A 20,418-nucleotide genomic window follows, 5' to 3' on the forward strand; every position below is an offset into this window, starting at 1 on the left:
CATTTTTTATAAGTAAAGGCTTACTTGTATTGAAAATCTCACTATTTTTCGATACAATAGAGAGAAGTCATTTTTAGACTAGAAATAGGAGAAAACATGAAAAAATTATGCTTATCTATCCTTGCTAGCCTAGCCCTTACCTTAGGACTAGTTAGCAAGGTCCAAGCTGACGAATATTTACGCATCGGGATGGAGGCAGCTTACGCCCCCTTCAACTGGACCCAAGACGATGATAGTAACGGTGCTGTTAAAATTGACGGTACCAACCAATATGCCAATGGCTACGATGTCCAAATCGCTAAAAAGATTGCCAAAGATCTAGGTAAGGAACCTTTGGTCGTTAAAACCAAGTGGGAAGGACTTGTTCCTGCTCTTACTTCTGGCAAAATCGATATGATCATTGCAGGTATGAGCCCAACGGCTGAACGTAAACAAGAAATTGCCTTTTCAAGCAGTTACTATACTAGTGAACCTGTTCTATTGGTCAAAAAGGACTCTGCCTATGCCAACGCCAAATCTTTAAACGATTTTAGCGGAGCAAAAATCACGTCTCAACAAGGCGTTTACCTTTATGACTTGATTTCCCAAATCCCAGGTGCCAAAAAAGAAACAGCCATGGGGGATTTTGCTCAGATGCGTCAAGCACTTGAAGCAGGTGTCATCGATGCCTATGTTTCAGAACGCCCTGAAGCCCTGACCGCTGAATCTGCCAACTCCAAATTCAAGATGGTCCAGCTTGACAAAGGCTTTGAAACCGGAGAAGAAGACACCGCTATTGCCATTGGACTTCGTAAAGATGACAGCCGCATCAGCCAAATCAATGCCAGCATCGAAACCATTTCTAAGGACGAACAAGTAGCTCTTATGGATCGGATGATCAAAGAGCAACCAGTTGAGGCGACAACAACGGAGGAAGAAAGTAGTTTCTTTAGTCAAGTCGCTAAGATCCTTTCTGAAAACTGGCAACAACTCTTGCGTGGTGCTGGTATCACACTCTTGATCTCCATTATCGGGACCATCGCAGGGCTTATTATCGGGCTTGCAATAGGAGTCTTCCGTACTGCTCCACTATCTGAAAGCAAGGCCATCTATGGCTTGCAAAAGCTACTTGGCTGGATTCTCAATGTCTATATTGAAATTTTCCGTAGCACGCCTATGATCGTTCAATCTATGGTTATCTACTACGGTACAGCACAAGCCTTCGGTATTAACCTTGACCGTACACTGGCTGCCATCTTCATCGTTTCAATCAACACGGGGGCCTACATGACAGAAATCGTCCGTGGAGGTATCCTAGCAGTCGATAAGGGACAATTTGAAGCTGCAACTGCTCTTGGTATGACCCACAATCAAACCATGCGCAAGGTTGTCCTCCCTCAGGTCGTTCGCAATATCTTACCTGCTACTGGTAATGAGTTTGTCATCAATATCAAAGATACCTCTGTACTGAATGTTATCTCTGTGGTAGAACTCTACTTCTCTGGTAATACTGTGGCCACCCAAACTTATCAATACTTCCAGACATTTACAATCATCGCCGTGATTTACTTTGTCCTCACCTTCACAGTGACCCGTATCTTGCGCTTCATCGAAAGACGCATGGACATGGATACCTACACTACAGGTGCTAATCAAATGCAAACGGAGGACTTGAAATAATGAATCAACCCATTCTTGAAATTAAACACCTCAAAAAATTCTATGGACAAAATGAAGTCTTAAAAGACATCTCTCTGTCAGTCCACAAAGGAGAGGTTATCTCCATCATCGGGAGCTCAGGAAGCGGAAAATCAACCTTCCTACGTTCTATCAACCTACTTGAAACACCTACTGAGGGGGAAATTCTCTATCGCGGAGAAAACGTCCTTGCAAAAGGCTATGACCTTACTCACTATCGTGAAAAGCTCGGAATGGTTTTTCAATCCTTCAATCTCTTTGAAAATCTCGATGTTCTCGAAAATACGATCGTCGCCCAAACGACTGTCCTTAAACGAGAACGCTCTGAAGCTGAAAAAATTGCCAAAGAAAATCTTGAAAAAGTTGGCATGGGAGAACGCTATTGGCAAGCCAAACCAAAACAACTCTCTGGTGGCCAGAAGCAACGTGTGGCCATCGCACGCGCCCTCTCCATGAATCCTGACGCCATCCTTTTCGACGAACCAACATCTGCCCTTGACCCAGAAATGGTCGGTGAAGTCCTTAAAATCATGCAAGACCTGGCTCAAGAAGGCCTGACTATGATCGTCGTCACCCACGAAATGGAGTTCGCCCGCGATGTCTCACACCGTGTCATCTTTATGGATAAGGGTGTCATTGCCGAAGAAGGCAAGCCAGAAGACCTCTTCACGAACCCTAAAGAAGAACGAACGCGAGAATTTCTTCAGCGCTATCTCAACTAACAAGCAAAGACTGCATAAAATATGTAGTCTTTTTACTAACTCTTTTCAAAACAAAAGGCAGATCCATTTTAAGAATCTGCCTGTAAGCCTAGTTTAATCTTCAAATTTTTCATGATTCTTGTCATAAAAATCAATTAAGCCTAGAGCTGTTTCAAATGAAATATTTTTCACTTTTGCACGACCTTGTGCCAAAGCAATAATTGACATTTCACGTGCATTTGTTTCCTTAGAGATACGGTAACCTGTGATTTTCTTATCACGAACCCAGCCAACAACTGATTCTACTTTTTCAAAGTTTGATTTAGCCATGTTCTTCTCCTATTTTGTTCTTTACGATACTGAAATATATCCATTCTTTTAGGATTATCCAAAAAACATCTACTTATTGAAAACAAATAATGAATTATTATTACTTAGCTTTTAAAGCTGATAATATGCTTGTTCGTATATCTTCAACTCCATCAGGATTTGCTGGTAGGAAGATGGTATTATTGCCCTTATTATCTGCGAAATTATTCAAAGTATCCAAATACTGATTTGTTAATAGAATGGACATAATCTGGGCTTCCGTGAGTTCAACATTGGCTCCTTTTAATTCTTGAATAGAATCAGCAAGTCCGTCAACAATAGCCTTACGCTGTTCTGCAATCCCTACCCCGTGTAGGCGATCTTTTTCTGCCTCTGCTTCTGCCGCGGTCACAATTTTAATCTTATCTGCTTCTGCAAGTTCTTGCGCAGCGACTCTCTTACGTTGAGCAGCATTGATTTCATTCATTGATTGTTTAACTTCAGCGTCAGGCTCAACCTTCGTAATCAGTGTTTTTACAATGATGTAACCATATGTAGACATTTCTTCTGCTACTTGCTTTTGAACTTCTAATGCAATTTCATCTTTTTTCTCAAATAGTTCATCCAAGGTCAATTTAGGTACAGATGAACGCAAAGCATCTTCAATATAGGATTTGATTTGAGCTTCTGGTCTCATTAGTTTATAGTAAGCATCTGTGACATTATTCTCATTCACTCGATACTGAGTCGCCACATTCATGGTCACAAATACATTATCTTGTGTTTTTGTTTCCACGACGATCTCACTTTGCAATAGACGCAACTGCACCCTGGCTGCAATTCTATCAATTCCAAAAGGCGCTCGTACATGAATACCACTATTACTCAACTTTTGGTATTTACCAAAACGCTCGATAATAGCGACAGACTGTTGCCTTACAACATATACAGAGCTGATAATAATCGCTGATGCAATCAGCACTAGAATAAAGAGAACAAGTAAAACATGTAAAACCATGGGAATCTCCCCCTTTCGTCACCATCATTATAGCATCATTATAGGAAATTGGCAAATAATATGATAGCAAATTTATTTTAGACTAGCATATTATACAAAGTCTCATTTCCGTTCAGATTGATATAAGATGGGTCAAACTTTTCCATCCGATGAATCAAGCCAGCATAATCATGCTTATCAGCAAGAGCAATCCCAATCAATACTGGACCTGTCCCCTTGCTGGCCCGTTTGATATATTCAAAACGAGTGATGTCATCATTGGGCCCCAAAATGTCATTTACAAACTCCCGTAGAGCTCCTGGACGCTGTGGGAAGTTCACAACAAAGTAATGCTTGATGCCATCATAAATCAAGGCACGTTCTTCCATCTCTGGCATACGGTTGATGTCGTTGTTCCCTCCAGAGATGATACAACAAATGGTCTTACCTTTGATATAGTCCGATAGAACTTCCAAGGCTGCAATGCTGGCCGCTCCAGCAGGTTCGGCGACAATTCCTTGCTTGGAATAAAGATCAATCAAGGTCTCCGAAATCAAACCCTCATCTACTCCAATAAGAGTTTCAACATTCTGACGAGTTGCTTCATAAGTCAACTGCCCAACTTTCTGCACCGCTATTCCATCAGCAAATTTGTCAATTTCTTTGAGTTTAACTGGTCCTCCAGCCTCAAAGGCTGCCTTCATCGAACGGGCACCATTGGCTTCTACACCAATTACTTCGATAGCGGGATTGGTTTCTTTGATATAGGTCGAAACCCCTGCAATCAGTCCGCCACCACCTACCGGAACTAGTACTGTATCAAAATCAATAGACTCTTTACGGGCTTCTTCAAGAATTTCGTAGGCCACAGTTCCTTGACCAGCTTGAACATGGATATCATCAAAAGGATCGATAAAGGTTCTATTTTCTGACAACGTAAACTCTTGCGCTGCCTTAGCAGAAGCATCAAAGGTATCCCCAACCAACTTGATTGTCACAAACTCTCCACCGAAAAAGCGAACCTGCCCAATCTTTTGTTGCGGTGTTGTGATGGGCATAAAAATTGTTGCAGGAATCTTCATCTCCTTACAAGTATAGGCGACACCTTGGGCATGATTTCCCGCAGAGGCACAGACTACACCACGCTCACGTTCTTCTTTTGATAGTTGAGAAATGGCATAATAGGCTCCGCGAATTTTAAAAGAGCGAACTCTTTGCGCATTCTCCTTTTTCAGATAGATCTTAGCTCCATACTTTTCTGATAAGTAATGATCATATTCCAGTGGTGTATTCACTACTACACCACTTAAAACTTTGTGGGCTTTCACCACATCTTTTGCACTTAGCATGTCTCCTCCTCAAATACTTTACAAGGTAAAAAGCGAGTTAGGTACCCCCCAACTCGCCTTCTGTTTTTATTCTAAGAATTAGTTATAGATTTTGAAAGCATCATCGTCGTTTTTACCAACGAATGGCATTGCTTTACGTAGTTCTGCACCAACTTTTTCAATTTCAAGGTTAGCTGCTTGTTCACGGTAAGCAGTCAATTTTGGACGTCCCGCTTTATAGTCATTTACAAAGTCATTTGCAAATGTACCATTTTGGATGTCTGCAAGAACTGCTTTCATGTTTTCTTTAACTTGCTCAGTAATCACACGTGGGCCTGATACATAGTCACCGTACTCAGCAGTATTTGAAATAGATTGACGCATTTTCTTGAATCCACCTTCATAAATCAAGTCAACGATCAATTTCATTTCGTGAAGAACTTCAAAGTAAGCCAATTCTGGGGCATAGCCTGCTTCTGTCAATACTTCAAAACCTGCTTCGATAAGGGCAGTCAAACCACCACAAAGTACAGCTTGTTCACCAAACAAATCTTCTTCAGTTTCTTCTTTGTAAGTCGTTTCAAGCAAACCTACACGAGCTGCTCCAACACCTTTACACCAGTCCATAGCAATGTTTTTCGCATTTCCTGTGGCGTCTTGGTAGACTGCATAAAGAGCTGGAACACCAAATCCTTCTTCATAAGTACGGCGCACCAAGTGTCCTGGCCCTTTAGGAGCACACATGAAGACATCTACATCTGCAGGAACTTTGATAAATTCAAAGTGAATGTTGAAACCATGAGCAAATCCAACTGCATTTCCAGCTTCCAAGTTTGGAGCGATTTCTGCTTCGTACAATTCTTGTTGAATTTCGTCTGGTGCCAAGATCATGATAACGTCAGCCAATTTAGTTGCTTCTGCTACTGTGTAAGTGTCAAAACCATCTTCTTTTGCTTTGTCAAAAGATTTACCTGGACGCACACCGATGATGACATCACGACCTGAGTCACGCAAGTTTTGCGCATGCGCATGTCCTTGTGAACCATAACCGATTACGGCGATTTTTTTACCGTCAAGCGCTGCTACTTTAACATCTTTTTCGTATTCCATTTGAACTGCCATAGTTTTTCTCTCTTTTCTATTTTTATTGCCTTATAGGCTGGTTAAACAATTTATGCTGGATTTTATACTCATTGAAAATCAAAGAGTATTAGTCGCGGGTAAATCCAGTTGCACCCGTACGAGCGATATTTTTAATACCGTATGGTCGAATCACTCGCAATAAAGCTTCACTCTTTTCAGCATTTCCCGTCATCTGGATGGTGATTGAGCTTGGAGCCACATCTACTACCGTTGCACGGAAGGGTTGGATAATGGCCAAGATTTCTGCACGTTTTTCAGCTGGTGCTGCAATCTTCACCAAGATAACTTCTCTTTCCAAGTGTGGCTTATCCGTGATATCTCGAATGCGAATCACATCAATCTGACGATTGAGTTGCTTGATAATTTGCTCCACTTCATCATGAGAAGCCACATCAATAATGATGGTAATCCGTGATACATCAGGATTCTCTGTCGCACCAACTGAGATACTCTCAATGTTGACCTGACGACGAGAAAGGACACCTGTAAAGCGATTGAGGACTCCTGAACGATTTTGTAGTTTTGCCGTTAACATTCTACGCATGGAACTTCACCCCCAACATCTCATGATTGCTCTTACCAGCTGGTACCATCGGTAAGACCTGTTCCTTACGAGAAATATCCACCTCGATAAACATCGGCACATCCTCCAGAATAGCCCCTAGATCTTTTTCTATCGTTTCTGGATTGTCAAATTTATAATTTTTAATTCCGTAAGCCTGTGCCATCAGCTGGAAGTCAGGAAGTGTATCAAAGACTGATTCGGAAGTTCTACCCTCATAGAAGGATTCTTGCCACTGACGAACCATTCCCAGGGAGTGGTTATTCAACATGACAACCTTAATCGGCACCTTGTAGATGTTTAGGATAGCTAGTTCTTGGTTGGTCATTTGGAAACCACCATCACCGACAAAAAGAACTACTTCTTTTTCTGGATTGGCAATCTTGGCTCCGATAGCCGCAGGAACTCCAAATCCCATGGTACCCAAGCCACCAGATGTGACCAATTGACGCTCATTTTGGTAAGGATAATACTGAGCTGTCCACATTTGGTGTTGCCCTACGTCTGTGACAACAATGGCATCTCCATTCGTCAACTCACCGATGCGTTCAATAACGGCCTGAGGTTGAACCACACGTTCTTTCTTATCATAAGAACGAACACGATTCTTGTCCTTGGTAACTTTGTCAATCCACTTTTCAGTATTGTTATGAACAGTTGGTTCTGCCAGTAGCATCTGCAAGGCTTTCTTAGCGTCCCCAACCACTGGAATATCTGCACTGATAATCTTACCAATCTCAGCTGGATCTATATCGATATGAGCAACCTTAGCATTCTTAGCAAAGGTCTTAGGATTGCCAGTCAGGCGGTCATCGAAACGGCAACCAATACTAATCATAAAGTCCGCTTCGGTCATGGCAATGTTGGCCGCGAAAGAACCGTGCATACCTCCCATTCCTAGGAAGAGCGGATGGCTAGTCGCAATCGTACCTTGCCCTAAAAGACTGGTCACCACTGGAATTTGGTAACGTTCAGCAAATTCATTGAGCTCGGCAGCTGCTTCTGCATAACTAACCCCACCACCTGCCAACAAAACAGGTTTCTTGGCTTTTGACAATTGCTTCAAGATTTTCTTGATTTGCATGTCATTCGGATCAAGCGTCGGTTGATAACTTGGTAAATTCACCTCTGGTGAATAGATGAAGTCTGTCTCTAAGGCAGATACATCCTTAGGCAAGTCGATCACAACTGGGCCAGGACGACCTGTGGTCGCGATATGGACAGCCTCCGTAATGATGCGAGGAATGTCAGCTGTCTCACGGACTTGGTAATTGTATTTGGTAATAGGCATGGTAATACCGACAATATCCGCCTCCTGAAAGGCATCCTTCCCAATGCCTGCTCGAGCGACTTGTCCCGTAAAGACCAAAAGGGGAACGCTATCGCTCATGGCATCCGCGATTCCTGTAATGGCATTTGTTGCTCCCGGTCCACTCGTGACGACGGCAACGCCCAACTTTCCAGTTGATTTGGCATAACCTTCAGCTTCATGCAAACAGCCTTGTTCATGGCGACCCAAGATGTGGCGAATGCCTTTGAAATTATAAATCGCATCATATAAAGGCAAGACAGCCCCACCAGGATAACCAAATATGGTATCCATTCCTAAATCACGGAGGGTTTCCAAAACTAGATCCGATCCCGTCTTAGGAGCGTCTAAACTGATTTTCTCCATTGTTCCCCTTTCTCTTCTCTTAAAAATAGCTTGTTACTATCATACCATTTTTTCAAAAATTTTCAAGACAAAAGAAGCAATTTTCTGAATTTTCTATCTAAACGTGTTTTTATGAATGTTTTTCCTATTTTTATAAATATGAATAGGGAATTGAACGATTTTATTACTGCCAAATTTAGTTTAGGGTATATTTTTCTAACCTTCCTTGATATAGAACATAAAAAGGAAGCCACTAAGTGACTTCCTTCTAGAGTGAGGACTGATTAGTCTTCACCTTTGTTTTTCTTAATGATTTCTTCTTGTACTGACCTAGGTACATCTTCGTAGTGGTCAAATACCATCATGAAGGTACCACGTCCTTGAGATGCTGAACGAAGAACTGTTGCGTAACCGAACATTTCAGCAAGTGGAACGTAAGCACGAACGATTTGGCTGTTACCGTGTGCTTCCATACCATCAACACGTCCACGACGAGCAGTTACGTGACCCATAACATCACCAAGGTTTTCTTCAGGAACAGTGATGGTTACAAGCATCATTGGCTCAAGGATAGCTGGTTGTGCAGTCTTAGCAGCTTCTTTAAGAGCAAGTGAAGCCGCGATCTTGAAGGCAGTTTCAGATGAGTCGACATCGTGGTATGAACCATCGTAAAGCTTAGCTTTAACGTCAACCATTGGGTAACCAGCAAGAACACCGTTAGCCATAGATTCTACCAAACCTTTTTCAACCGCTGGGATAAATTCACGAGGAACCACACCACCGACGATTGCGTTTTCGAATTCGAATCCTTTTCCTTCTTCGTTTGGAGTAAATTCAATCCATACATCACCGAATTGACCTTTACCACCAGACTGACGTTTGAAGAATCCACGTGCTTGAGTAGAAGCGCGGAATGTTTCACGGTAAGATACTTGAGGAGCACCTACGTTCGCTTCAACTTTGAACTCACGACGCATACGGTCAACAAGGACGTCAAGGTGAAGCTCACCCATACCAGAGATAACTGTTTCACCAGTTTCAACGTTTGTTTCAACGCGGAATGTTGGATCTTCTTCAGCCAATTTTTGAAGGGCGATACCCATCTTATCTTGGTCAGCTTTAGATTTCGGCTCAACCATCAATTGGATAACTGGTTCTGGAACGTTGATTGACTCAAGGATGATTTTAGCTTTTTCATCTGTCAATGAGTCACCAGTTGTAGTATCTTTCAAACCAACGGCAGCAGCGATATCACCTGAGTAAACAGTGTCAATTTCTTGACGGCTGTTAGCGTGCATTTGAAGGATACGTCCAATACGTTCACGTTTACCTTTAGAAGTGTTCAATACGTAAGAACCTGATTGAAGAACACCTGAGTATACACGGAAGAATGTCAAACGACCTACGAATGGGTCAGTCATGATCTTGAAGGCAAGAGCTGCAAATGGCTCTTCGTCAGATGCTGGACGAGTTTCTTCTTCGTCTGTATCTGGGTTGATACCTTTGATTGCTGGGATGTCAAGTGGGCTTGGAAGGTAGTCGATAACTGCATCAAGCATCAATTGAACACCTTTGTTCTTGAAGGCAGAACCACACAATACTGGGAAGAATTCAACGTTGATAGTTGCTTTACGGATACCAGCTTTCAATTCTTCGTTAGTGATTTCTTCACCTTCAAGGTATTTCATCATCAATTCTTCGTCAGTTTCAGCAACTGCTTCGATCAATTTTTCACGGTATTCTTGAGCTTGGTCAAGGTATTCAGCTGGAATATCTTCTTCAAGGATATCTGTACCAAGGTCGTTAGTATAGATTTCAGCTTTCATCTTGATTAAGTCGATGATACCACGGAAGTCATCTTCAGAACCGATTGGCAATTGGATTGGGTGTGCATTTGCTTGAAGACGATCATGAAGTGTACTTACAGAGTAAAGGAAGTCAGCACCGATTTTGTCCATTTTGTTGGCAAATACGATACGTGGAACTCCGTACTCAGTTGCTTGGCGCCAAACTGTTTCAGTTTGAGGCTCAACACCTGATTGTGAGTCAAGAACAGTAACCGCACCGTCCAATACACGAAGAGAACGTTGTACTTCGATTGTGAAGTCCACGTGTCCTGGTGTGTCGATGATGTTTACGCGGTGGTTGTTCCATTGAGCTGTTGTCGCAGCAGATGTGATAGTGATACCACGTTCTTGCTCTTGCTCCATCCAGTCCATTTGTGACGCACCTTCGTGAGTTTCACCGATTTTGTGGATTTTACCAGTGTAGTAAAGAATACGCTCAGTAGTTGTTGTTTTACCGGCATCGACGTGAGCCATGATACCGATATTACGAGTTTTTTCAAGTGAAAATTCGCGTGCCATGAGGTTAGTTTCTCCTATTTTTTATTTTACAATCTATTATAACATTATTTAGAAAAAACGGATAGGCAGGACCTACCCGTTCTCAATGTTTTCATGCTATTGTTGGTTTCAACTTGTGTGAAAAGTTGAATTGAACTCGGGCTAAAGTTAGCTAGCCGATTTGAGCCGGAACGGGATGCTGTGTGAAAAAGATAAACTTCCTTGTATTCGTCGAATACTGCGTTAGTTTCCTATTTTCACCTTGCATCCTTACCGTTCCTAGCATCATAATTGAACTCGGGCTAAAAGCTTGGAAAATAGATAAGCTTTCCTAGAATCTTTGATTCTGCGTCAAGCTTCCTAATTTTCAGTCGCTTTTTTAACGCCCTTAGTATCTTATTCTTACCAACGGAAGTGTGCGAAGGCACGGTTAGCTTCAGCCATACGGTGAGTGTCTTCACGTTTCTTAACAGCTGCACCAGTGTTGTTAGCAGCGTCCAAGATTTCTTTTGCAAGACGGTCTTGCATTGTGTGTTCACCACGAAGGCGAGCGATGGTTACCAACCAACGAAGTCCAAGTGTTGTACGACGTTCTGGACGAACTTCAACTGGGACTTGGTAGTTAGATCCACCAACACGACGTGCACGTACTTCAAGTACAGGCATGATGTTTTCCATAGCTGTTTCAAATACTTCAAGTGCATCGTTACCAGTAGCTTCTTTGATTTGCTCAAAAGCACCGTAAACGATTGAAGCAGCTGTACCACGTTTACCATCAAGCATAACGCGGTTGATAAGACGAGTAACTAGTTGTGAATTGTAAAGCGGATCTGGCAATACATCACGTTTTGGAGCTCTATTTTTACGACTCATTTCTCTTTATCCCCTTTCCTTATGCTTTTGGACGTTTAGTACCGTATTTAGAACGGCCTTGTTTACGATCGTTAACACCTGCAGTATCAAGTGCACCACGGACGATATGGTAACGTACCCCTGGAAGGTCTTTTACACGTCCACCGCGAAGAAGCACCACGCTGTGCTCTTGCAAGTTGTGTCCGATACCTGGGATGTAGGCAGTAACTTCGATAAGGTTGCTCAAACGTACACGAGCGAATTTACGAAGGGCAGAGTTAGGTTTTTTAGGTGTCATTGTTCCCACACGAGTTGCAACACCACGTTTTTGTGGTGAAGAAACGTTTGTTTGAACTTTTTTATGACTGTTGTAACCAACGTTCAAAGCTGGTGATTTAGATTTTTCTACTTTTGATTTACGCGGTTTGCGAACCAATTGGTTAATTGTAGGCATCTACATTCTCCTGTGTTTTTTTATTTTTGGTGATGATACACTTGGTGACAGCTACCATCTGTGTGTACTTTTGCAACATTTGTCAGCACGTCCCTGTACACTTTTGAGAGACCAAAAGTAAAAAGTACCGTCTATTATTGTAACACAATTTTTCCTTCATTGTCAAGATATTTTTCATTTTTATTCTGATCTTTTAACTCTTTGACACTAGCTTTCACCGCTTTTCTAAACCAGAAAAGGAGGCAATTTGCCTCCTCCTTTCTAGTATGGATTTCCTTCGATTCAAGCTATCGTTTCGGAATTTTTTAACCCTTTTTATCAAAGCCAACCAGATTCTTTTGCGATGTTGGCTGCCTCTGTTCTATTGCCAGCATCTAGTTTCGAAAGAATATTGGTGACATAGTTTCGGACGGTTCCATTTGATAGATAAAGCTGGTCTGCGATTTCTTGATTAGACAAGCCCTGAGCGATTCCCTTTAGAACAACGATTTCTTGCTCTGTTAACGGATTGGGGTGCGTCATCACCACTTCCATCAATTCAGGCGAATATTCCTTGCGTCCTTCGAGAACCGTGTGCAAGGTTTGCATGAGGTCTGCAATGCTTCTTTCTTTCAAGACATAAGCATCCACTCCAGCCTTGACCGCACGTTCAAAATATCCGGGACGTTTGAAGGTCGTCACCACAACCACCTTTATTTTTGGCTTTTCTGCTCGTATCCACTCCAAGACTTCGAGGCCTGTCTTAACAGGCATTTCTACGTCAAGAATAGCGATATCTACTGACTCTTTATCTAAAAGTTGGATTGCTTCTTGGCCATCCTTGGCTTGTAGGACAGAATCTACATCTGGTTGAAAGGTAAGCAACTGGCACATAGCATCTCGCAACATACTTTGATCTTCTGCAACAAGTAATTTCATCTTAGTTTCTCTCCTTATAAGGTAGTCGAACCTGCACTTCAGTCGGATGTTTCTGACTGATCACCTTTACTTCTCCTGAAAAAGGAAGGACACGGTCTCGAACGGTATGGAGCTCATCTCCTTTTAGAGAAGCAAAGCCACAGCCATCATCTCTCACTGTTAGAATGAGTTCTTTCTCAGTTCGTTCTAATTTTAAGTAGGCTTTCGACGCTTTGGCATGTTTGATGATGTTGGTCACTAACTCAAGTAAAATCATGGAGGCCGTTGATTCTAATTCCTGAGTTAGGCTAGCTGCATCTAGTTGGTGATTGATCTCCGTTTCAATTCCTGCAATTTCCAGTATTTTTTTAACAGTCGCAAACTCGGAGGCAAGTGTTCTGGTTTTGAGATTTTCAATGATGGTACGAACTTCGTTCATGGATTCTTTACTGATCTGATGAATTTCTTTTAATTCTTTTTCCACTTGAGGATAGGCCTGCATTTGAAGAAGCTGGAGGGCAAGGTCCGTCTTCACACTCAACATAGCAAAAGTATGGCCTAGACTGTCATGGAGATCCTGGCCGATACGACTGCGTTCATTTTCAGCCAAGAAGAGATTGAGCTTTGCATTTTGTTTCATCTTTTCTTCTTTTATGTCCTCCGACAATCGAATTCGATAAAGACCAAAGGTCATTGCATCGGAAAAGATAAAGGTCACCAAGAAAAAGAGTAGCTGCCAGGGACTAACATGATTGACCATATAGATTCCGGTCAGAATAAATGGTTGCAGGACAATAAAACTGACAAAACGCCAAGAGTGAAAAGAAATCTCATCCAGCTCATAAATAAGGAGATTGGATAAATAAAAGATAAACCATGTGAAACCTGAACTTAGCCAAACAGATGTATAAAAAATGTAGACAAGCATGGACCACCATGCTAGCCACTGCACGGTGCGATTCTGACTGATTAAAACCGAATAGAAGGCAAGTACAAATAGTAGGGTCCATAGCAAGGTTAAAAGCGAGTAATCTCCAACGATGACACCCGCTATAGGAAAGATGATAAACACTATTGAAATATGAAACATATAATGAATGTTTTTAAATTTTTCCAACATAGATTTATTTTACCTCAATCCGTTTTTTCAGTTGAATGACCAATACACCAAAGAAAACTGTATAACCTAGTACAACCAAGGCAGAAAGAATATTAAATTCATGGTGTTCCAAATAAGTAGAGACGACCTGCATCAGTTGATAGGTTGGAGTCAGCTTTCCAATAGATTGGAGCCATTCTGGGAAGGAATTCAAAGGAAACCACAGTCCACCTAGGACAGCCAAAGCAATATAGGCAATATTTCCAACAACCGTCATCAGTTGAGCACTGGGAAGCAAGCTCACCAATACCCCCATGCTGATAAAGACCACGCTTCCGACCAGTAACATAACTCCGATTACCAACCAGTCAAGCCAAGGTAGCGTAACTCCACGGACAAAATGACCAACTGAAAAGACAACTATAATTGATAACAAGAAAGTTAGCAGAGTGCTGAACAGTTTTGATACATAATATTCTACCATAGATACAGGAGAATGTTGAATCAATTTTTGCCAGTTGTTTGTCTTATCAGACTCGAGTGTGCTTGGGATACTGAAAAAAGCACTTGACATGATACTAAAGAGCGTCATGGCAAAGAGATAGGCTTGAAGAGCGATTTCTGGAATGTCTGATCCTGACATCATACCAGAGAAAATAAGGTAAAATACACTTGGAAGTCCGATGGATAGCAAGTAGTAGATGGCTTGCCGTTTCATCAGAATGATTTCTACTTTCATGAGACTTGTCATATTTTTCATCGTCAATCTCCTTTAGTCTTGAGTCGTTTCGAAGATACTGTCCAAAAGAGTTCGATTGCGAACTTCAATTTCTTCGATCGTGCAGCCCTGTTCTTGCAAAACTTTCCATACCTGGCTGGCTTCTTTGGTGGTGAAGGAAAGAGCATTTTGCTTGATTTCAAGCCCTTGAACCATAGTCAGAGAGCTGACAAAATCCTGATAAGTTAGAGGTATCGTAAAGTGTTTTTCTCGTTCTTCACCACGCATGGTATAAGGTGTCGTATCACGGATCAATTCACCCTTGTGGAGGACCAAGATGCGATCGGCCGTATGCTCCACCTCTTCGATATAGTGAGAAGAATAAACAATGGTCACACCATTTTTCTTTAACTGATTGACAATTTCCCAAAAATGCTGACGTGTCGAGGTATCCATGGCAGCAGTTGGTTCGTCTAAAAATAGAATTTTCGGACGACCTATTAGTGCCAACACGAAAGAGAACAAACGTTTTTGCCCACCAGATAGCTTGCCCGCTAGCTGATTTTTCTGTTTGTCCGAAAACCTCAGCAAGTCATCAATTTCTTGATTGGAGAGACTGTTTGGATAGATTGATTGAAAGAAGGATAAGAGTTCTTTCACTTTCAAGTCTTGAACCACCGTATTTTCTTGAGGCAAGATAGAAATAAGCTGCTTCAATCGAGGATCTGTTGGCGCAAAGCCATGAATAGCTATCTGACCTGAGCTCATGAACTTGTCGCCCAAGAGGCAATCAATCAAGGTTGTCTTCCCTGCTCCGTTAGGCCCGATCAAAGCGACACATTCACCATCGTTGATTTCAAAGGAGATGTTCCGCAAGATTTCCTTGTCTTTTATCTTCTTACTTAATTTCTCAACTTTAATCACAGTCATGAGATTCTCCTTTCAACCACTTCATTCCCATAGGGAAAACGACGAAAATCATAAATCCAAAACCCCAAGCACCACGAATGAATTGGCGAAACAAGGTTTGGTCAAACCAACCAGTAAACATTTCCACTAACCATACCAAGAGTGACAGGCCGATAAAGAAATAGATGATTGCTTTTTTCATTCCTCAAACTCCTTTTTCACATCTCTGACCAATTTCAAACCTTCTCTGACAAGCCAAGACATCATTCCAAAGCCAGCAAATAGCTCCCAAGGAAAATGGTAGAAACCCTCGTCCAATCCTGAAAACATGAGATAGGTCATAACTCCTGCTGCTACTAAACTCACTGCGACAATCATTTTATTTTTCATTTCTTCTTCCTCCATTTCATACTTCAATTATAGTCCTTTGAAGTTAGTGGAGCTAGATGCTTCTGTCACTAGGAAATATGACAAATGTCATAAAAAAAGAAAGTTGCAAAATCAACTTTCTTTTTTATCTATTAAATTTTTATTCCACACTGAAAAGATATGGATATACAGGTTGTTGACCTTGGTGAATCTCTACTTCAACATCTTCAAATTCTTCTGCGATTTCTTGGGCAATTTCATTGGCAAGTTCTTCGCTTCCGTCTTCACCGACATAGAAAGTCACGATTTCACTATCTCCGTCCAACATGTGTTTCAAAGTTTCAGTCAAGGTTTGGTGCATGTCAGGATTCGACACAAGGATTTTCCCATCCACCATACCAAGATTGTCATTTTCATGAATTTCCAAGCCATCGATAGTTGTATCACGAACGGCTGTTGTTACACTACCGCTGATAACATCACTGAGGGCTGCAGTCATGCGTTCTTGGTTTTCTTTGATAGACTTGCTTTGGTCAAAGGCAAGAAGACTGGTCAACCCTTGAGGAAGAGTACGAGCTTCTACCACAACAGCAGGTTGTTCAAGCACTTCAGCCGCAGACTGAGCTGCCATAAAGATATTTTTGTTGTTTGGCAAGAAGATGATGTTGCGAGCATTGACCTGTTCAACAGCCTTGATAAAGTCCTCTGTGGAAGGGTTCATAGTCTGCCCACCTTCGATGACATAATCCACACCTTGGGCACGGAAGATATCTGCCAATCCTTGACCAGCTACTACTGCGATAAGGGCATATTCCTTCTCTTCAGCTGGCTTGCTGACTTGTGCTGCTTCTTTTTCAACTTGTGCTTCGTGTTGGTTACGCATGTTGTCCACTTTAACCTTGACCAAGCTACCATATTTAAGTCCTTCTTGCATAACAAGACCTGGATCTTCAGTATGGACGTGAACTTTGACAATCTCATCATCGTTGACGACAAGAAGAGAATCTCCAAGTTCATTCAAGTAGTTACGAAATTCATCATAGTCAAAGTCCTTAGAATAAGTTGGTCCTTGTTTGAGAGCAACCATGATCTCAGTACAGTAACCGAAGGTAATATCCTCAGTTGCCACATGTCCAGCAACTGACTTGTGGTGTTCAGCATTGATCATTTCACTCATGTTGGCAGGCGTTGCTACAAAGTCCTCAGACGCACTGTATTCACCAGTGAGTGCTGAAAGGAAACCTTCATAGATGAAGACCAAACCTTGACCGCCTGAGTCTACCACACCAACTTCCTTAAGAACTGGAAGCATTTCCGGTGTCTTAGCTAGAGCTCTCTTAGCACCTTCTAAGGCTGCACGCATAACCTCAACAGCATCATCTGTCTCCTCAGCTTTTTTCTTAGCACCGATAGCCGCTCCACGAGAAACTGTCAAAATAGTTCCTTCGACTGGTTTCATAACCGCCTTGTAGGCTACTTCGACACCAGATTGGAAAGCAAGAGCCAAGTCTTGACCTGTTAATTCGTCTTTATCTTTGATAGCTTGGGAGAATCCACGGAAAAGTTGAGACGTGATAACTCCTGAGTTTCCACGCGCACCCATCAAGAGTCCCTTAGCAAGAATGCTCGCCACTTCTCCAACTGTAGAAGCTGGCTTGTCTGCTACTTCTTTGGCACCATTCTCGATGGTCATCCCCATGTTTGTCCCAGTATCTCCATCTGGAACTGGAAAGACGTTTAATGAATTGACATATTCAGCTTGCTTATTCAAACGAGTTGATGCAGCCTGCACCATTTCTTGAAATAAGCTGGTAGTAATTTTTGACACGATTATTCTCCTACAACTTTGATATTTTGAATGTAGACATTCACAGTCTGAGCAGTGATTCCTAGTTGGTTTTCCAAACTAAAACGAACACGCTCTTGGATGTTTTTTGAGACTTCACTAATCTTTGTTCCGTAGCTCAAGACGGTATAAACATCAACTGCAATGCTGCCATCTTCGGCTGCCTTCACGACAACACCTTTTGCATAATTTTCCTTACCAAGAAGGGCTTGGAAATTATCTTTGAGGGTATTTTTGCTAGCCATACCGACCACACCAAAAATCTCAGTTGCTGCACCACCTACAACGGTTGCAATCACTTCATCTGTCAGTTCGATTTGACCATCTTTTGTATTAATTTTTACAGTCATTTTTTTTACCTCAACTAGTTGATACTCTATTTTATCATATTTCATTCCAAGTGTAAAAGCAGAATGCTGTATCGGCGGATATTTACTCTATTTTTCAAATGGTTTTATCTATAGAGCAAAAGAAAAAGACCTGAGCGGCCTTTTCATTTTTATTAAACGCGTTCAACTTTACCTGATTTCAAAGCACGAGCTGAAGCCCAAACTTTTTTAGGTTTACCATCGATAAGAACAGTAACTTTTTGAAGGTTTGGTTTTACGGCACGTTTTGTTTGGTTCATCGCGTGTGAACGGTTGTTTCCTGATACAGTCTTACGACCTGTAAAGTAACATACTTTAGCCATTATGTTTTCCTCCTATTAGATCTAATATAGCGGATGTGCTAGCACCACATACCGTACTATGTTATCACACTTTCTTGAATTTATCAAGAGAATTAAAATATTTTTTTATTTGACGTAAACAACACCAAGTTTACCAAAAGCAACTTCCCCGCGAATAATCAAGGTTTTGCTTGTTGGCGCTACAGGAGCGTCTGCCTTGGCTGCACCAAAGGATGTTTCTACTTTCAAATCTACACGCCAGTGTTGCGGAACATAGACAGTTGCATTCCCGAAGGCCACTTCGATATTCAGAGTAGCAAAATCACCTAACATCTCTGCGTTATCATAGTAGATTTTTGCGTCACCAAAAGCGACTTCCACTTGGTCATCTACAAGATCTTGATCTTGTTTATAAAAGGTTCCACTACCAAAAGCAACTTCCTTATCCGTGATGACTGTTCGCTCACCACTGTACCACCATTTTTTGCCATACCAAAACTTACTTGAGTGAGTGAGATAGCCGACACCTAGCACTGCTAGGATACTAGCCCAAAACAAAGACTGGTTTGGGATAGGCAAAATGTTATAAAAATGATTCGCAATCATTAAGGCTACTAGAGCGGTAAAAACTGCTGATGTCAGGTGACGACGAAGCAAAGCTTCAACTGACTGGTAGGCAAAAAAGACGATACCAATCAAAGGCCATATTTTACCATCTAAAGAAGGAATTCCAAAGTTTCCTTGCAGCAAAATCCAGGCCGCTAAAACCAATAAAACAATACCAAATGCTTTCTTTTTCATGTTTTTCACCTCATGTTTCTTAGATTTTCTTTTAGGAGGGACTGGTAATGTCGTGATACATGAACCTCCTTGTGCGTCTGATAAAAGGAAATGGTGCCCGTTCCTGAAAAGGACTTGTCCACTGAGTAAATCTGACGGATGTTTGCGATCGTTGACTTGGAAACTCGACTAAAATAACGAGGCAAGATGGACTCTAACTCATAAAGTTTGAGACGAACTTCATAGGCTTCCTTCTGGTTATGAGCGTAGATCTTGCTCCCTTCTGTTTCAAAGAAGAGAATTTCTGACAGATCTAGATAATATTCACCCGTCCCCTTGTAAAAAGTCAACCTCGGAGCCTTTGACTCTTGCAAAAGTCGTTGCAAGTCTGCAATTTCATCTGTCAAAGTGGGTGTCTTGATAACAACTTCAGTCTCCTCTAAATTGCCGTCAATCTCAATTCGTAACTTCATCACATCTCCTTTCTGACTCTACTATATCAAAGCTAAGTTAGGAATACAAGGGCAAAAAAGCAAGTGGTCAATTTGAAGCAGTAAGTGGTTGTAGGGTCGGCTTAACTTACATATCAGAATAGGAAGAAAAGGAATCCCCACAACAGACCACAAGCATAGCCAACCAAGACATCCTTGGGATAATGAACACCACCTAGTACTCGGACCAAGGCTAAGAGTCCTGAGCAAATAAGCAAGATCATTCCGATCAAAGTCCAAGCATGGAAACAGGCCATGGAGATGATAGTTGCTGAAAAGACATGGCGACTAGGCATAGACTGTCCCGAACTATCTTTTTCAAGCAGGGGACGGATATCCCAAGTTTCGTAGGGACGCGGATGATTGATTTTCTTACGAAAAAGGGACAAGATCACAAAACCTGTAACGGGGACAAGCAAATAGATCCCAACTTGCTGACCAAGCCCTAGCTGCAGGTAAGTGGTGACTAGTAAGGTCAGATAGACCATGGGCATTGCTACTGTCATCAAACGATTGAAAGTAAGCAATAGAAATAAAAGGGTGGGATAGCTGGTGAGTCTGGAGCTGATATTTCGATACCATTCTTGATAATTTTTCATTAAATTTCTCATTCATTA

23 protein-coding genes are annotated in these 20,418 nt (G+C 41.8%); 2 read left to right on the forward strand and 21 right to left on the reverse strand.

The window, feature by feature from the left end; all coding sequences use genetic code 11:
* Positions 1–96: 96 nt before the first annotated feature.
* Together D8854_RS07885 and D8854_RS07890 are read left to right on the forward strand one after the other, a co-directional pair.
* The gene (locus D8854_RS07885) at positions 97–1,659 is read left to right on the forward strand and encodes an ABC transporter substrate-binding protein/permease (RefSeq protein ID WP_125450452.1); all 1,563 of its coding nucleotides are present in this window, start codon (positions 97–99) and stop codon (positions 1,657–1,659) included.
* Positions 1,659–2,399 carry an amino acid ABC transporter ATP-binding protein gene (locus D8854_RS07890; protein WP_125450453.1) on the forward strand — a complete coding sequence of 247 codons (741 nt, stop codon included), beginning with the start codon at positions 1,659–1,661 and terminating at the stop codon, positions 2,397–2,399. Before D8854_RS07885 ends, D8854_RS07890 begins: the two co-directional genes overlap by 1 nt.
* 93 nt (positions 2,400–2,492) lie before the next feature.
* Here the strand turns inward: D8854_RS07890 and D8854_RS07895 are convergent, their stop codons facing one another.
* The 21 genes from D8854_RS07895 to D8854_RS08000 form a co-directional block, all read right to left on the reverse strand.
* On the reverse strand, positions 2,493–2,708 hold the full coding sequence (locus tag D8854_RS07895) for a hypothetical protein (protein WP_001130035.1): 216 nt from the start codon (positions 2,706–2,708) through the stop codon (positions 2,493–2,495).
* A 100-nt stretch (positions 2,709–2,808) separates the two neighbouring features.
* Positions 2,809–3,705, reverse strand: a complete 897-nt coding sequence (locus tag D8854_RS07900) for an SPFH domain-containing protein (protein ID WP_000242874.1) — start codon at positions 3,703–3,705, stop codon at positions 2,809–2,811.
* Between the two features lie 77 nt (positions 3,706–3,782).
* Positions 3,783–5,033 carry a threonine ammonia-lyase IlvA gene (ilvA, locus tag D8854_RS07905; protein ID WP_084945604.1) on the reverse strand — a complete coding sequence of 417 codons (1,251 nt, stop codon included), beginning with the start codon at positions 5,031–5,033 and terminating at the stop codon, positions 3,783–3,785.
* A gap of 78 nt (positions 5,034–5,111) precedes the next feature.
* Entirely contained in the window at positions 5,112–6,134 is a 1,023-nt protein-coding gene (gene ilvC / locus D8854_RS07910; RefSeq protein ID WP_000290685.1) for a ketol-acid reductoisomerase, read from the reverse strand.
* Positions 6,135–6,222: 88 nt separating this feature from the next.
* Positions 6,223–6,699 carry an acetolactate synthase small subunit gene (gene ilvN / locus D8854_RS07915; protein ID WP_084974056.1) on the reverse strand — a complete coding sequence of 159 codons (477 nt, stop codon included), beginning with the start codon at positions 6,697–6,699 and terminating at the stop codon, positions 6,223–6,225.
* The gene (locus tag D8854_RS07920) at positions 6,692–8,392 is read right to left on the reverse strand and encodes an acetolactate synthase large subunit (RefSeq protein ID WP_125450454.1); all 1,701 of its coding nucleotides are present in this window, start codon (positions 8,390–8,392) and stop codon (positions 6,692–6,694) included. The genes ilvN and D8854_RS07920 overlap by 8 nt, the downstream gene beginning before the upstream one ends.
* Positions 8,393–8,655: 263 nt before the next feature.
* A complete protein-coding gene (fusA, locus tag D8854_RS07925; RefSeq protein ID WP_125450455.1) occupies positions 8,656–10,737 on the reverse strand; it encodes an elongation factor G in 2,082 nt (693 codons plus the stop codon).
* A 381-nt stretch (positions 10,738–11,118) separates the two neighbouring features.
* A complete protein-coding gene (gene rpsG, locus D8854_RS07930) occupies positions 11,119–11,589 on the reverse strand; it encodes a 30S ribosomal protein S7 (protein ID WP_000087873.1) in 471 nt (156 codons plus the stop codon).
* A gap of 19 nt (positions 11,590–11,608) precedes the next feature.
* Positions 11,609–12,022, reverse strand: a complete 414-nt coding sequence (gene rpsL, locus D8854_RS07935; RefSeq protein ID WP_001142332.1) for a 30S ribosomal protein S12 — start codon at positions 12,020–12,022, stop codon at positions 11,609–11,611.
* Positions 12,023–12,340: 318 nt separating this feature from the next.
* A complete protein-coding gene (locus D8854_RS07945) occupies positions 12,341–12,940 on the reverse strand; it encodes a response regulator transcription factor (protein WP_125450456.1) in 600 nt (199 codons plus the stop codon).
* 1 nt (position 12,941) lies between these two features.
* Positions 12,942–14,039 carry a sensor histidine kinase gene (locus D8854_RS07950; RefSeq protein ID WP_125450457.1) on the reverse strand — a complete coding sequence of 366 codons (1,098 nt, stop codon included), beginning with the start codon at positions 14,037–14,039 and terminating at the stop codon, positions 12,942–12,944.
* Between the two features lie 4 nt (positions 14,040–14,043).
* On the reverse strand, positions 14,044–14,778 hold the full coding sequence (locus tag D8854_RS07955; RefSeq protein WP_125450458.1) for an ABC transporter permease: 735 nt from the start codon (positions 14,776–14,778) through the stop codon (positions 14,044–14,046).
* Positions 14,779–14,790: 12 nt separating this feature from the next.
* Positions 14,791–15,666, reverse strand: a complete 876-nt coding sequence (locus D8854_RS07960; RefSeq protein WP_125450459.1) for an ABC transporter ATP-binding protein — start codon at positions 15,664–15,666, stop codon at positions 14,791–14,793.
* Positions 15,653–15,847 carry a hypothetical protein gene (locus tag D8854_RS07965; RefSeq protein ID WP_007520695.1) on the reverse strand — a complete coding sequence of 65 codons (195 nt, stop codon included), beginning with the start codon at positions 15,845–15,847 and terminating at the stop codon, positions 15,653–15,655. Before D8854_RS07965 ends, D8854_RS07960 begins: the two co-directional genes overlap by 14 nt.
* The gene (locus D8854_RS07970) at positions 15,844–16,050 is read right to left on the reverse strand and encodes a hypothetical protein (protein ID WP_000390701.1); all 207 of its coding nucleotides are present in this window, start codon (positions 16,048–16,050) and stop codon (positions 15,844–15,846) included. Before D8854_RS07970 ends, D8854_RS07965 begins: the two co-directional genes overlap by 4 nt.
* Positions 16,051–16,174: 124 nt before the next feature.
* A complete protein-coding gene (locus D8854_RS07975) occupies positions 16,175–17,842 on the reverse strand; it encodes a DAK2 domain-containing protein (protein WP_125450460.1) in 1,668 nt (555 codons plus the stop codon).
* Positions 17,843–17,844: 2 nt separating this feature from the next.
* The gene (locus D8854_RS07980; RefSeq protein WP_000216441.1) at positions 17,845–18,210 is read right to left on the reverse strand and encodes an Asp23/Gls24 family envelope stress response protein; all 366 of its coding nucleotides are present in this window, start codon (positions 18,208–18,210) and stop codon (positions 17,845–17,847) included.
* A gap of 152 nt (positions 18,211–18,362) precedes the next feature.
* Positions 18,363–18,551 (reverse strand): 50S ribosomal protein L28, encoded by a 189-nt coding sequence (gene rpmB / locus D8854_RS07985; protein ID WP_001140948.1) that lies wholly within the window; start codon positions 18,549–18,551, stop codon positions 18,363–18,365.
* A 105-nt stretch (positions 18,552–18,656) separates the two neighbouring features.
* Positions 18,657–19,331 carry a LiaF transmembrane domain-containing protein gene (locus tag D8854_RS07990; protein ID WP_125450461.1) on the reverse strand — a complete coding sequence of 225 codons (675 nt, stop codon included), beginning with the start codon at positions 19,329–19,331 and terminating at the stop codon, positions 18,657–18,659.
* Positions 19,332–19,336: 5 nt separating this feature from the next.
* Complete coding sequence (locus D8854_RS07995; RefSeq protein ID WP_084947304.1) at positions 19,337–19,783, reverse strand: LytTR family DNA-binding domain-containing protein; 447 nt, start codon at positions 19,781–19,783, stop codon at positions 19,337–19,339.
* Between the two features lie 113 nt (positions 19,784–19,896).
* Complete coding sequence (locus D8854_RS08000) at positions 19,897–20,400, reverse strand: phosphatase PAP2 family protein (RefSeq protein WP_125450462.1); 504 nt, start codon at positions 20,398–20,400, stop codon at positions 19,897–19,899.
* Positions 20,401–20,418: the final 18 nt, after the last annotated feature.

Source organism: Streptococcus mitis, from assembly GCF_003943905.1.
In the GTDB taxonomy this organism is placed as follows: domain Bacteria; phylum Bacillota; class Bacilli; order Lactobacillales; family Streptococcaceae; genus Streptococcus; species Streptococcus mitis_BC.